The sequence below is a fragment of the Mesorhizobium sp. M5C.F.Ca.IN.020.29.1.1 genome (assembly GCF_003997375.1).
Lineage (GTDB): Bacteria > Pseudomonadota > Alphaproteobacteria > Rhizobiales > Rhizobiaceae > Mesorhizobium > Mesorhizobium wenxiniae.
In genome coordinates this window covers 29,727-42,965 of sequence record NZ_RZSW01000004.1, presented here as the reverse complement: position 1 = coordinate 42,965, position 13,239 = coordinate 29,727, and the positions used below count along the sequence as shown (strand labels likewise).

11 protein-coding genes are annotated in these 13,239 nt (G+C 62.1%); 10 read left to right on the top strand and 1 reads right to left on the bottom strand.

Features of this window, described 5'->3' with window-relative positions; translation table 11 throughout:
• Window positions 1–16: 16 nt before the first annotated feature.
• The 9 genes from EOA85_RS01005 (at window position 17) to EOA85_RS00965 (ending at window position 10,588) form a co-directional block, all read left to right on the top strand.
• A complete protein-coding gene (locus tag EOA85_RS01005; RefSeq protein ID WP_245485549.1) occupies window positions 17–577 on the top strand; it encodes an SDR family oxidoreductase in 561 nt (186 codons plus the stop codon).
• Between the two features lie 88 nt (window positions 578–665).
• Window positions 666–1,619: a TIM barrel protein gene (locus EOA85_RS01000; RefSeq protein ID WP_245485548.1), complete on the top strand. Its 954-nt coding sequence runs from the start codon at window positions 666–668 to the stop codon at window positions 1,617–1,619.
• The gene (locus tag EOA85_RS00995; RefSeq protein WP_095518460.1) at window positions 1,616–2,428 is read left to right on the top strand and encodes an SDR family oxidoreductase; all 813 of its coding nucleotides are present in this window, start codon (window positions 1,616–1,618) and stop codon (window positions 2,426–2,428) included. The genes EOA85_RS01000 and EOA85_RS00995 overlap by 4 nt, the downstream gene beginning before the upstream one ends.
• Window positions 2,429–2,773: 345 nt before the next feature.
• Window positions 2,774–3,961 carry a magnesium transporter gene (locus EOA85_RS00990; RefSeq protein WP_127208017.1) on the top strand — a complete coding sequence of 396 codons (1,188 nt, stop codon included), beginning with the start codon at window positions 2,774–2,776 and terminating at the stop codon, window positions 3,959–3,961.
• Between the two features lie 124 nt (window positions 3,962–4,085).
• The gene (locus EOA85_RS00985; RefSeq protein WP_164759433.1) at window positions 4,086–5,123 is read left to right on the top strand and encodes a SulP family inorganic anion transporter; all 1,038 of its coding nucleotides are present in this window, start codon (window positions 4,086–4,088) and stop codon (window positions 5,121–5,123) included.
• Window positions 5,087–6,250, top strand: coding sequence for a cyclic nucleotide-binding domain-containing protein (locus EOA85_RS00980; RefSeq protein WP_127208015.1), 1,164 nt, complete (start codon window positions 5,087–5,089; stop codon window positions 6,248–6,250). Before EOA85_RS00985 ends, EOA85_RS00980 begins: the two co-directional genes overlap by 37 nt.
• Before the next feature lie 313 nt (window positions 6,251–6,563).
• On the top strand, window positions 6,564–7,838 hold the full coding sequence (locus EOA85_RS00975; protein WP_127208014.1) for a tetratricopeptide repeat protein: 1,275 nt from the start codon (window positions 6,564–6,566) through the stop codon (window positions 7,836–7,838).
• A 95-nt stretch (window positions 7,839–7,933) separates the two neighbouring features.
• Window positions 7,934–8,650, top strand: coding sequence for a FecR domain-containing protein (locus EOA85_RS00970; protein WP_164759432.1), 717 nt, complete (start codon window positions 7,934–7,936; stop codon window positions 8,648–8,650).
• 15 nt (window positions 8,651–8,665) lie between these two features.
• On the top strand, window positions 8,666–10,588 hold the full coding sequence (locus EOA85_RS00965; RefSeq protein WP_127208012.1) for an adenylate/guanylate cyclase domain-containing protein: 1,923 nt from the start codon (window positions 8,666–8,668) through the stop codon (window positions 10,586–10,588).
• A gap of 14 nt (window positions 10,589–10,602) precedes the next feature.
• Here the strand turns inward: EOA85_RS00965 and EOA85_RS00960 are convergent, their stop codons facing one another.
• Window positions 10,603–11,394: an IclR family transcriptional regulator gene (locus tag EOA85_RS00960; RefSeq protein ID WP_127208011.1), complete on the bottom strand. Its 792-nt coding sequence runs from the start codon at window positions 11,392–11,394 to the stop codon at window positions 10,603–10,605.
• Window positions 11,395–11,625: 231 nt separating this feature from the next.
• Here EOA85_RS00960 and EOA85_RS00955 point away from each other — a divergent pair, with 231 nt between their 5' ends.
• Window positions 11,626–13,227 carry an ABC transporter substrate-binding protein gene (locus EOA85_RS00955; RefSeq protein ID WP_127208010.1) on the top strand — a complete coding sequence of 534 codons (1,602 nt, stop codon included), beginning with the start codon at window positions 11,626–11,628 and terminating at the stop codon, window positions 13,225–13,227.
• The last annotated feature ends 12 nt before the right edge of the window (window positions 13,228–13,239 follow it).

Genomic DNA, 13,239 nt, shown 5'->3' with positions numbered 1-13,239 from the left:
GTACCTCCACTGCGACGTGACCGACGTCGCTGCGCTGCAGGCGTCGGTCGAAGGCGTACGCGCGCAGCTTGGTCCGGTCGCCGTCCTGGTGAACAACGCTGCCGATGATCATCGCCATGCGGTTGACGCGGTGACAGCCGAATATTGGGATCGCAGCTTCGACGTCAATCTCCGGCATCACTTCTTCGCCGCGCAGGCGGTGCATCCGCATATGAAGGAACTCGGCTTCGGCTCGATCATAAACTTCTCTTCCATCGCCTGGCGTTTCGGGGCGGACCAGATGGTGGCTTATGCCACCGCCAAAGGCGCTGTGGTGGCGCTGACGCGCGCGCTGGCGCGGTCGTTCGGATCCGACAACATCCGCGTCAATGCAGTCGAACCCGGCGCTGTCATCACCGAGCGGCAGCGCGCGTTGTGGTTCAAGACGCAGGACGCGATTGACCAGACGGTGCAGCGGCAATTGATCCGCCGCGTCCTGCTGGGCGAAGAGATTGCACGGACCGTCCTCTTCCTTGCCGCCGATGACAGCCGCATGATCACGAAGCAGTCCATCGCCGTGGATGCGGGTCTGCGCTGATGCGATCGCTTCCACATCTTTCAACGGGACTACCAAATTGATGCTTCGTCTCGGCCTCAATCCTTTCGGACTGACCTACCATCTCGGCTTGCAGGGCCGCGGTACGCCGCGGCACAATCCGGATGGGGCGGGGCTGGAAGGCTTCATAGCGCTCGCGCAGGAACTCGGCGCACGCACGCTCGAGATCTACGAACCGTGGTTGACCGATTTGCCGGACGCCGAGGTCGTCGACCTGCGCAGGCGTCTGACCGCGCTCGACATCGTCCCGGTGGTAAGTGGCGGACTTCTCGTGGCAGGTCCGTTGGACAACGCATTTCGGGCTGCGCGCCTGCTCGAGGCGACAACGATCCGTATCGCACTGACCCCCGTCCTGTGCGGCGACCGCAACGTGTGGGGCGCGAAATGGAGCGAGTTCAACGCGACGATCCGCGCTGCCTTGACGGAATGGGGACCGCGTGCGGCGGCTGAGGGCCGCGTGCTCGGCATCGAGAACCATCAGGATTTCGGCAGCGACGAACTGGTCGCGTTCTGCGAACTCGGCGGGCCCGGTGTGGGCATCACCTACGATACAGGCAACGTGTTCCCTGTCGGCGAGGCACCGCTTTCCTTCACCCGGCGGATCGCGCCGCATGTCCGCCACGTTCACCTCAAGGACTATCGCGTGCAGTTCACGGATGAGGGCTACCGTCTGGTCCGCTGCGCGATCGGCGATGGCGCCGTGCCATTCGCCGAACTGGCAGCCATCCTCGCCGAGCACCATGATACGCTGACGGCCGTGCTCGAGCCAGGCGCGCTGGAGGCCCGTCACGTTCGCTGTCTCACCGACGACTGGTGGAACGGATATGCGCCGAAGACCGCGCGCGAGTTCGCGGCCTGCCTGAGTGCTGCGCGCGTGAACCGTCTTGCGGATGACGCCGACTACCGGACGCCATGGGAGCGCGACGATGACGGCGCGCTCGTTTCGTACGAGCTCGACATGATCCGGCGCAGCGCCGCCAACATTCAGAAGTTCGATTTCATTGCAATGGAGAAATCAGCATGACTGCCCGAGAACTCAGCGGCCTGACTGCCTTCGTGACTGGCTCGGGACGCGGCCTCGGCCGTGTGATGGCCGAACGCTTGGCCGAACTTGGTGCAAACGTCGCGATTCACGATCTCGATTGGACCCGGCCATCCCAATATGGCGAATTCGCAGACCTCGGCGAATCCGCCAGGGGTTTGGAAAAGCATGGGACGCGAGTGACCGCGGTCACGGGCAACATCGGCGACAAGCAAGCCGTCGCCGAAATGAAGAGGAAGATCGAGGCGGACCTCGGCGATGTGCATGTTCTGGTCAACTGCGCCGGCGGCGACATCGGCGCCAAGGGGGTAAAACCCAGTCCCAACAACGCGCTCGACATCGACTATGATGACATCAAGGTTCTGACAGAGAACAATCTTATCGGTACGATGCTGGTCTGCCAGGCGTTCATTCCGCCTATGGTCAAGCGCGGCTCAGGCTCGGTGATCAACATTGCCTCGGCGGCAGCGCATATCGGATGCTCGCCGGAGGTGGTCTACTCCACGCTCAAGGCTGCCGTCGTCCATTATACGCGCTGCCTGGCCAAGGAATTGATCGACGATGGCGTGCGCATCAATGCGGTGAGCCCCGGCGCCACCAAGACGGCACGCTTCCAGGCGAGCCGCGTCGTCGATCCGGAGCGTATGGACTCGAGCAAGAAATCGCTGAACCGATATGCCGAGCCCGAAGAGATCGCCGAAGCGGTCGCCTTCCTCGCCGGTCCGCGCGCGCGCTTCATCAATGGGCAGGTCATTCGCGTCGATGGCGGTTTCACCGTCTTCCCAGGTTAAAGCGCGGCCGTTCACACCGGAAACTGTCGGGCTGAGCGCACCCCAATGAACAGGGCCACGACGGCCCATTGCCGACCTTACTTCGCCGCTGGGTTGCGACGTGCTCGCGGAGCCCAGGGATCGACGGTGAATTTCGGCAACACGACAATTCTCTTGGCGACACGCTGACGTTACAGCCCGCCTGTATGCACCCACGCAATGGCTCAGATTTGTCTGGGTTCGGTCTACTCGGCGCCCTGAGAAGGCGAAGATTTCCGGATCGAGGCGCTTGGGCCACCGTGCGCCTGGGCAGAGCGAACCGGTGCGGTCTTTAAGCTCAAGAGGCGCAACATTAGAGGGGAACAGATGAGGCAAGAGAACGACATTCAGAAGTTGGTGCGCACGCTGCGTGCTCGAGCACCTGACGACGCGGCTGAATTGCTAGCCCGAGAGTCTCCCGAGTTCATCCGCGACGCACTAGAGTTGTTACCGGATAGGCACGCCCGGAAGGTGGCGGAGTATTTGCCACCGCAAAGGAGGCCCATCAAAACTCATACCGACGGAAAGGATCTCGCGATCCCCGAGGCAATCGTCGAGCTGATGGACCCGATCCCCGCCAGCGTTGCTGTCGGGACGACGGTAGCTGCCGCGGTCGAGGCCGTCAGGCGCGCGCAGGTGCCGACCGAGTTGACTTACCTCTACATCACGGACGAGGGCGATAAACTGGTTGGCCTGGTGGTCTTGCGCGATCTGATGCTGAGCGAGGCCGACGCGACGGTGGATCAGATCATGCTGGCAAGTCCGTTCGCCCTTCACGTCGATATGCCTTTGAGCGAAGCCTGCAAGGCGGCGGTACGCCGTCACTACCCTGTCTATCCCGTGGTGGACGCGGAGGACCGGCTGCTCGGGCAGGTTCGCGGCTGGCGGCTGTTCGAGCAGCAAATCATCGAGATTTCTGCCCAGCCTGGCCAGATGGTGGGTGTCCAGAAGGAGGAGCGTTCTTTCACCCCGCTGTTTTCAGCCTTCTTGAAACGCCATCCGTGGCTGCAGCTCAACCTGCTGACGGCCTTCATAGCCGCTTTCGTGGTCGGCTCGTTCACAGGCACGATCGAGAAGATCGTCGCCTTGGCGGCGTTCCTCCCGGTGTTGGCCGGACAGAGCGGAAACACCGGCTGCCAGGCGCTGGCTATTACGCTTCGTGGCCTCGCCTTAGGGGATGTGGACAAACGATCGAAGCTGCACCTGGTGCTGAGGGAGGGAGCGCTCGGGATCGCCAACGGCCTGCTCGTCGGTCTCGTGGCGGCCGCGGCCATGTGGTTCTACGCCTCGCAGCAACCGGAGTCGGCATCCCAGGCGCCCATGCTGGCACTTGTGATCCTGCTCGCCATGTCCGGATCGTGCCTCATGTCCGGGATCTCCGGCGTGCTGATCCCGTTGGGCCTGCGGCGGGTCGGCGCCGATCCGGCCGTGGCTTCCGCGATCTTCCTTACCACGGTGACCGATATTGTAGGCATGGGCCTGATGCTGGGGCTGGCCACTACGCTCGTGCTGTAGTGGGTCGCGGCCGCGGACGCGTGCCGACATTAAGGATGGCGTTGGCGGGATCACCGCCGTGAGGTTGTAGGGGCTCTGAATGGTGGTTGAGCAGGTTGGGACACAGACGGATTTTGCGCGCCGCTTGAGCGCCGGGCTGGGCGTTCTGGCCCAGGAACTGACCGCAGGTGTGACGACGGCTGGCGTAGCGCTGCCAATGTGCATCTCCTCCGGCGTCCTTGCCCTTTCGCCGCTCGGCGAGGATCGGGTGGCGGAAGGCGCGCTTGCCGGCGTCATCGCGGCCATTGTCGGCGGCATCGTCGCTTCCGTGTTTCAACGGTCGTCCTTCGTGACGACCATGCCCAGCAACTCACTGATCCAGGCCAGCCTGCTGGGATCCTTGCTCGTCGCTCTCGACGGCAACACGACCCAGGCGCTGCTTGCTTTCGTCGGATGCGTAATGCTGGCCGGCTTCTGGATGATCTTCATCGGGGCGACCGGACTCGCCCGAATCGTCAAGCTTGCCCCCCACCCGGTTGTCGCCGGGTTCATCTCGGGCGTTGGCATCCTGATCATCAAGAGTCAGACCCCGGTGCTTCTCGCGGTCTCGTCCTGGAGTGGGGTCGCGGCGGCAGATTTCAGCCTCGCTACTCTGACAAGACTTCCCTTCGGTCTTGCGCTGATCGCGACCATGGTGGTGATCACGCGACATGCACCCAGGATTCCGGCGCTGCTTGCCGGCCTGCTGATCGGCTATCTGATCTACCATGCTGCCCGTCTGTGGGCGCCCGGCATTGAGCTCGGCCCCGTTGTCGGCACGATCGATCTGGGCGGTTGGGCGCCGATAGGCCTACACGACGCTGCCATCGCACTCCGGCTCGGGTTCGGAGATATCTGGTGGACCCTGATCGCCGGCTCGTTGACCCTGGCGATCGTGGGAACGCTTGACACGGTCTTCACCCTCCGCACGGCGCGCAATCTGGCTGACATTCAGATCGGTCCGGACCGCGCCCTTGTCGGGCTGGGCATCGCCAACCTTGTCTCCCCTATTATGGGCGGGCTGTTCGTCTCCACGTCAGCCTCGCTGACTGCCGCCAACCATCGTGCCGGTGGGCGCACGCGCGCCTCGACATTGCGAGCCGGGCGGTGCTGCTTGCGGCCATCCTTGCGTTCCCGGGTCTGATCTTCTCGATGCCGCTGGTTGTGCTGGCCGCCATTCTGGTTTTCGTCGGCATCAATACCATAGACCGTTGGGCGCTGCGGACCGCGCGCCAGGCACTCTTCGGCAAGGATGCGACGGGCCGCATCCAGGCACAGCGCAATATCGGCGTAGTCGCTACGGTGGCGCTCGCCACAGTGCTTGGCCAACCCGTTGTCGGCGCCGTGGTCGGCGTGGCGCTGGCCTGCATCGTCTTCATGGTCGAAATGAACCGGCCCGTGGTGCGGCGAAAGGAGATAGTCGGCAAGACGCGCTCCAGGCGCATCCGTTCCACAGCTCAGAACGAGTTGCTGGCGGCCCACGAGCGGGAGCTTGCAGTCTTCGAGCTGCAGGGGGTGCTATTCTTTGGCAATGCCGATGAGCTCGCGGAGGAGATCGACCGGCTGCCCATCGCCGTGCGGGTGATCATTCTCGATTTCCGCGCCGTCAGCGACATCGACGCCTCCGGCGCATTGACATTGCAGCAGATCGCCGCTCGGTGCGCCAGGCGTGGTCAGCGGTTGTTCTTCAGTGACCTCAAGGATGCCCAGGTTCTGGAGGAGTGCACGTCGCAACCTAATGGACCGAATATCTACCCCGACCTCGAAACAGCGCTGGAGCGCTTCGAAGAGGAAATCGTGCAGCGGACCGACAGTGCAGCCCGCTCCGTGATAGAGGTGCCACTCGAACGCACCGATTTCGGCATGACCACGCAGCCGGAAGATTTGAAGGTGCTGATGAGCTATCTCGACCACGTCGAATTCCCGAAGGGCGCAGTGCTGTGCCGCGCTGGCGATCCGGCGGACCGACTGTGGATGCTGACGCGCGGCTGTATCAGCGTCTGGGTAATTACGCCTGGCGGGCGGCGCCGGCTGGCGAGCATCGGGGCTGGATGCACAGTGGGCGAAATGGGTTTCCTGACCGAGCGACCACGCTCGACGGACGTGATCGCCGACGAGGATGTTGTTGCCTATAAGCTGACCTCGTGGGCGTTCAACAAGATAACAAAGGCTAGGCCGCACATTGCGCAGGCCGTCCTGAGAAGCATCGCCCGCCAGCTCTCCGACCGCTTGCGCAACGCGACGGAAGACCTTCGGATGAGCTACATGTGACACTTGATGCGTCAGGCGGCGACCAGATATGCGCAGAATCGCGCAAACAATATTGATCTTGTCGGCTGCGCGATCCACGGCTGATTATGATTTGGCTTAGTTGCCGTTTGTACCGAATACTTGCTCGAAGTCCAGCAACGCTGAGAAGATGCTTGGCCAACCAGGGTAGCCGAAATGCGGATGAACCCGATAGTTTGTTGCGCAGCTGCAACAGCTGCTGAAGACTCGGAAGGTTTTGTGCCAGTTCTGTCGCTTTTTTTCGTGCAGGCGTGCTAGATCGCTGCACTAGTCGGGTTGGGGTGGGTTTCTCGGCATGCATTCCTCGTTTTCAATGATCTTCGGCTTCGCCGCGGCGCTGCTTTGCACCGGCATATCGCCGGCCGGCGCACAAGGTCCCTATCCGGCCTATGACGATGCTTTTTCAGCCCGCATCGCCAGTCCGGCCGACAACAGAACGCTCGCCCAGTTCGTCACGGTTGCCGTCAACGCCGGGCAGTACGATCAGGCGATCTCGTCGGTCGAGCAGTATCTCATCAAATATCCCCGCGATGCCCGCGCCCGGCTTGCGGCCAGCCGGTTGTACTATCATGTCGGCTCCTATGAATTGGCCCGGCGGCAGGTGCAGTACGGCATCGAGGTCGGGGGCCTGTCCGCGGCTGAGCAGCAGGAAGCTGTTCGCCTGCTTGCCCGCATCGAGCGCGCGTTGCGTGGCGTCACCTGGGAACTCGCCCTGACCGGCGGCGTGTTCAGCGCATTCACCGATTTTGAGCCCGGTGGGGCCCAGGACGACGACAGCTTCGTCTCGCCCTATGGGCGGGCGGAAGGCTTTGTGCGATGGGACCTCGGCACGCCAAGTGCCGACGCTCTCGTTCTTTCAGGGTCGTTGACGGCGACACAGCGTTTTTTCACGCCAGACCTGTCGGTTCCGGGTAGCAAGGAGACTTTCATCCACGGCAACGCCGCGATCACCTGGGACAAGGGGCTGCCCAACAGTGGGATCGATTCGCTGCGCCTGCTGCTTTCGGCGTTTACCGTTACAGATCGTTTCGACAGCGATATCCACGAAACCGGCATCGGCCTCAGTGGACGCTTTCTTGTGCGCCCGACCGTCGAGACGACGCTTTTTGCAGGCGGCGGCTACATCGATCTAAGCGCCTCGCAAGGCATTTTCGCCGATAGCAGGGTCTTTTATGAGGCAGGCGGCAGCTACCGCTTCCGCAATGGCCAGGCGCTCGGATTGCGCCTGGTCGGCACGAATGACTTCGCCTCCGGATCTGGCGAAATCGGCCACAGCTACATGGGCGAGATCCGGTACGGCGGCGTGCTGATGGAAGTACCGGACCTGTTCGTATGGTCTCACCAGGTCGCCGTCTCGGCCGGCCACAGCGACACTCCCGACTTGTCCGTCGGCATCAGCACGAACATAGAAAGCGACTTCTGGCGCATTGCCTCGGAAAGCGATTTTCAGCTCACTGAGTGGCAGAAGGTCAGCGTCGACCTCGCCTATCGCGAAACCGACTTCGATATCGCTAGCCGCGACCGAAATTCATTCGAATTGCTCGTGAGCTACACGTTGACGCTCAACTGAAAGAGACCGCGATGAGGACCCTGTATCGTCAGATAGCCACCTGTATCGCCTGCCTTGGCTTTGCGGCACCGTCTGTCGCTGAAACGGTCGGGTCCATGACGGCCTACCAGACCGACATCATCCGCAATGACCGCGAGGCGATGAACGTCGGCGCTGCCGTCGAACTCGGCGACCAACTGCGCAGCAATATCACCGGTCTGGGAATGCTCGTGTTCCGGGACGAGTCGAGCGCCAAGATTGGTCCGAACACCAGCCTGACGATCGATGAATTCGTCTACAATCCGGGGTCCCGATCAGGAAAGATCGACATCAGGATGAACAGCGGCCTGGCCCGTTTCTACGGCGGTCAGGTTTCGAAGGGCGGCGACATGCAAGTTGCGACGCCACACATGGTGCTCGGAGCCAGAGGCGGCATCATTGAAGTGCTTGTGATAGCTGGTCAGACCGTCGGCATACTGCGCGCCGGCCGCATGACCTGCATGTTGAATGGTCGCAAGCTCGTGATCACAAACCCGGGCCACGCCTGCACGTCGGACAATGGCAACCTGCTGACCGGCTACGGCGGTATCGACGTCTTCCCGATATTGGACAGCATCGATCGGATAGCCGGCACCGGCATGCCAGGCGAACCGGGTCCGGGGCTGAACGTAAGCGCGATTTGTGCGTCAGCACTCGGCAACTCGCTCAAAGCCTGCAAGTCCACCGACGGCGCGTTGCCCGGCGTGGCCATGGAATTCCCTGACAGCTCAACGCCCCCTGTAGGCAGCGGGGTGGATGATGAGGATGATGACTGCTTTCCCGACTGCCGGTAAGCCCGGCCGATCGGCATGAGCCCCTCGCTTGATTGGCGGCGGGCTGCCAGGCGGAAAATACCTGGTCTTGCGGTCGTACTCTTGCTGCTCGCTTGCCATTTTGCTTTCGACGGGCCGCTATCGCGCCTGCGCGAGCGTACGTACGACTTCTACCAGTTTCTCGCCCCGCGCGAGGCGACCAGCAATCCTGTTGTCATAGTCTCGATAGACGACGCGAGCCTTAAGGCATATGGGCGATGGCCTTGGAACCGTGGCCTTTTGGCCGATCTAGTCGATGGTGTCGCCGAGTCCGGTGCGGCGGTGATCGGGCTTGCGCTGATGCTGCCCGAGGCTGACATCTCTCCTGATGGCATCGCCGGAGACAAGCGTCTCGCCAGCGCACTGGCGAAAAATCGAACGACGCTCGCCGTCAGCCTGGGTAACGAGGCGACGGTTTCAGAAGCAGAGCCCAAAGCCGGCTGGTCGATCGTCGGGCAAGTACCCGAGACGCTTCCTGGCTTCACCGGCCTGACAGGCTCGCTTCCGGATTTCTCGAGCGCCGCTGCAGGCCTCGGCGCAATTCGCACTTTGCCGGATCCCGACGGCGTACTACGCCATGTGCCGCTGCTCTGGCTCCGAAATACGGCTCAAGGCGTTCAGCTCTGGCCGTCCTTCGCGCTCGAACTCCTGCGCCTCTACGCCGGAGAGAACGGCTACGTAGCCCGGATGAATGCCGCCGGGTTTGACGCGCTCAGGATGGCCGGGACCATCGTGCCACTCGAACCGCAGGGCAGCATCCGCCTCTGGGAAACCGACACCAATACGCCGCGCATATCTGCCGGTAGTATTCTTTCGGGCCGCGGCGATCCGCTGCTGCGGAACGCCATCGCCATTGTCGACCTGTCGGCCGTGGGATTGATGCAGTACCTGCCAACCCCGACGCGTCCGGCGCGACCAGGCGTGGACATCCACGCTGATGCAATCGGCCAGATGCTTGCCGCGCGCTATCTTGCAGAGCCAACGCAAGCGCGTACGCTCGAGCGGCTGTGGTTGGTCCTCAGTGGCCTCGTTTTCATCGGACTTTCGGGAGTTCTCGCCCAGCGTGTCATGCTTGGCGCCCTCGCTCTGGCGCTCCTTGTTGCCACGCCCTTCGCGTTCGGCGCTCTCGAATACAGCCTGCAGGGTAAGCTCTACGACCCACTACAGCCGGCGCTTGCGACGATCCTCTTAGCAGGCTTCGAAGGCTATGTCCTCTACAGGCGCAGCGAGCAGCGCCGGTCCACCCTGGCACGGCAGTTTTCCCAATATCTGTCGCCCTCCGTGGTGCAGCGCCTCGCAAATTCGGATACCGAAGCGATCCTGTCCGGAGAGAAGCGCGAGATCACAATCCTGCTGAGTGACATACGCGGCTTCACGGCGATGAGCGAACAACTCGATGCCCAAGAAATCGCAAAGGTGGTCAATCACTTCCTCGGCCTTGCGACCGATGAGATACTCAAGCGGGACGGGACCATCGATAAGTTCATGGGCGATGCCGTGCTAGCCTTCTGGAACGCGCCGCTTGACCAGCCAGATCATCGCGAGCGTGCGCTCGAAGCGGGGCTTGCCCTAATCGAACGGGTGAGGCGCGAAAACGCGGCGTTCACGGCGCGCGGGCACCCCTCTATCCAAATCGGCGTCGCTATCGAAACTGGCATCTGCTCCGTAGGGAATTTCGGCTCCGAACGGCGCTTCGATTACACCGCGATCGGCTCGCCGGTGAACCGCGCGGCACGGCTCGAGTCAACCACCAAAAAGCTGAGGATCCCTCTGGTGCTTGGTCCCGGATTTGCGCAAGGAGCATCGATGCCGGTTGTGCAGGCAGGCGCCTTTGAACTCCAAGGCTTCAAGGGCGAGGTGTCGATTTTCACCGTTCCGGAGATACACCCCTCGTCACAATCCGCCAAGGAAGTCGTGTGATGTTTGGCACCGGTTCAACTCGCCATCTCATTGGCCGGCGAGCGAAAGCCAAGGGCGGCGGAAATACGATGGGCGGCCCGGGCTACCATATCGCCCAGTTCGCTTATCCGCTCTTCCGGCACCCGGTTTTCCGGGGCAGCGATGTTCAGCGCCGCGATTATCTTGCCCGGTGCCACGAACACCGGTGCGGTGATCGAAATCAGATCGTCGTTGATCTCGCCGCGACTGACGAAAAACTTCGCCTTGCGGATTTGCTCGAGCCCGCCCCTTAGAAGCCGAGGATCGGTCACAGTTTTCTTGGTGAAGCGCTTCAACGGGCCCGAAAGAATGGCCTCGCGCTCCTCATCATCCATATGGGCCAGGAACGCCTTGCTCGAACCGGCATGTAGCGGCCGCCGGCGGCCGACAATCGCATTGACGCGAAGGTCCCGCTTCGGCTCCCATTTGGCGACGCAAAGGCTTTCCTGGTCATCGCGGATTCGCAGCTGGGTGGTTTCGCCGATCGCCTGACCGAGTTCTTCCAGAACAGGGTTTGCAATGCGGATCAGGTCCATCTGTTCGCTGGCGGCGTGGCCGAGCATCAGCGCGGCGAGGCCGAGGCGATAGCCTTTTCCATCCGATGACCGCGCCAGCAGACCGCGTCGCACCAGCGTCTGCAAAAGCCGGAAAGCACGTGCCTTGCTGTCGCCGGAACGCCGCGCGATTTCGGAAACGCCAAGATCGGCCTCTCCGGCCACAGTCTGCAGCAAGCTGATCGCGCGATCGACGGAATCGACTGTGTACCGGGTGTCTGCCTGATCGGCCATCTCTCGTTCCTCGCCAAAACTCTCATGCTGAAGCCTAAACGAGAAAATTTGTCTCGTCTAGTGAAACAACGGTTTATCTGTATTGACAAACGGAGGAGCTTTAGTTTCAACTCGCCGTCAGGAGGGAGACCGGCACCGACAGCGGATCCTGGGCTGGACTCGATGATGGCAAGCGGCAGCAGAAAAGAACTCCTCCGACGGAACTATCCAGAGTGGACACGGAGAGAACCAATGATGAACCGGACAATATCGCGCCGTTCGCTGATGCAATGGGCGCTCGGGGGTGCCGCTGTCTTGCAAGGCATTAGCTGGACGGGGCTTGCACAGGCCGCGGGAAATGGCCAGCTGCGGATCGGCATGGCTGCTCCGCCGACGACGCTAGACCCGCATCTGAAGAGCAATGCGCCGAACAACGCGCTTGCCACCCACATCTACGACACGCTTGTCATCAACGACGAAAAATCGATCTCCAGACCGGGGCTCGCGACGGCCTGGCGCGTGGTCGACGACACCCATTGGGAGTTCGACCTGCGGCCCGACGTGCGCTTCAGCGACGGCGAGCCGCTCACCGTAGACGACATCGTCGTCTCATTCGACCGGGCCAACACCATCGAAAGCACGGCGTCGTTCCGGACCTACACGCGCAACATCAACTCGATCACCTCGCCCCAACCCGGCAAGCTTCTCATCGAAACCAAGCAGCCGGAGCCGCTTCTGCCCAATTCCCTCAGTCGCATTCGCATCATCCGCGCCAAGTTCAAGGATACCCCTAGCGATCAGTTCAACAACGGCACCGCGGCGATCGGCACCGGCCCGTATGTGCTGAAGGAATATGTTTCCGGCAACCGTGTCGCGCTTTCCGCCAATCCAAACTACTGGGGACCGAAGCCTGCTTTGCCGGACGTCGAGCTCCGCATCGTCACCGATGCCGGCGCGCGGCTTGCCAACCTGCTCGCCGGCGATCTCGATCTCGTTGAACAGGTGCCCTACGAGGGTGTTGCTCGCGTCGAAAAAGACGAGCGCTTTCACATCATTCGCGGCGTCTCGAGCCGGGTCGTCTTCTTCTCGCTGGACACGTTCCGGGACGTCACGCCCTTCATCACTGGCAAGGACGGCAAGCCGCTCGACCGCAACCCGCTGAAGGATCTGCGCGTGCGGCAGGCGCTGTCCATGGCGATCGACCGCAGCGCCATTGTGGAGCGCTTGATGCAGGGCAATGCCATTGTCGCTTCGCAGTTTCTGCCTGCCGGCGCCCCGGGCACCTCGGCTGCTATCAAACCCGTTCCATTCGACGCTGCAAAAGCCAAGGCCCTGCTCGCCGAGGCTGGCTACCCCGACGGCTTCCGACTGACGATCCACGGGCCCAATGATCGTATCGTCAACGATTCGAAGATCGTGCAGGCCGTGGCCCAGATGTTCTCCCGCATCGGCCTGGAAGTCAGCGTCGAGGTCATGCCCTGGTCGGTTTATGCCGACAAGGCGGATGCCCATGAGTTCAGCATCAATCTGGACTCCTGGGGCGTCAACACGGGCGAAACCTCTAACCCGATGACAGCGCTGGTCGCGACGCAGAACCCGGATGCCGGTATGGGTATTGCCAATTCGGGCCGCTACTCCAACCCCGATCTCGATGCCAAATTGGTTGTGGCGAAGCGGACGCTGGACGATGCCAAACGCGAAAAGATGCTCTCGGAGCTCAGCGAGATCGTCTTCAACGACGTCGCTGTGATTCCGATGCACCACGAGGTCCTCGTCGTGGCTGCCCGGAAGGACCTTCAGTTCACGACGCGGGCCGACCAGTATACGCTGGCGATGAATGCCAAGACTGTCTGAGGAGTTTTAGAC

Bases quoted from the DNA above. Each gene is read 5' to 3' on its own strand.
- EOA85_RS00955 (WP_127208010.1), top strand. From the start codon at position 11,626: ATGATGAACCGGACAATATCGCGCCGTTCGCTGATGCAATGGGCGCTC.
- EOA85_RS00975 (WP_127208014.1), top strand. From the start codon at position 6,564: ATGCATTCCTCGTTTTCAATGATCTTCGGCTTCGCCGCGGCGCTGCTT.
- EOA85_RS00990 (WP_127208017.1), top strand. From the start codon at position 2,774: ATGAGGCAAGAGAACGACATTCAGAAGTTGGTGCGCACGCTGCGTGCT.
- EOA85_RS00995 (WP_095518460.1), top strand. From the start codon at position 1,616: ATGACTGCCCGAGAACTCAGCGGCCTGACTGCCTTCGTGACTGGCTCG.
- EOA85_RS00960 (WP_127208011.1), bottom strand. From the start codon at position 11,394: ATGGCCGATCAGGCAGACACCCGGTACACAGTCGATTCCGTCGATCGC.
- EOA85_RS00970 (WP_164759432.1), top strand. From the start codon at position 7,934: ATGACGGCCTACCAGACCGACATCATCCGCAATGACCGCGAGGCGATG.
- EOA85_RS00965 (WP_127208012.1), top strand. From the start codon at position 8,666: ATGAGCCCCTCGCTTGATTGGCGGCGGGCTGCCAGGCGGAAAATACCT.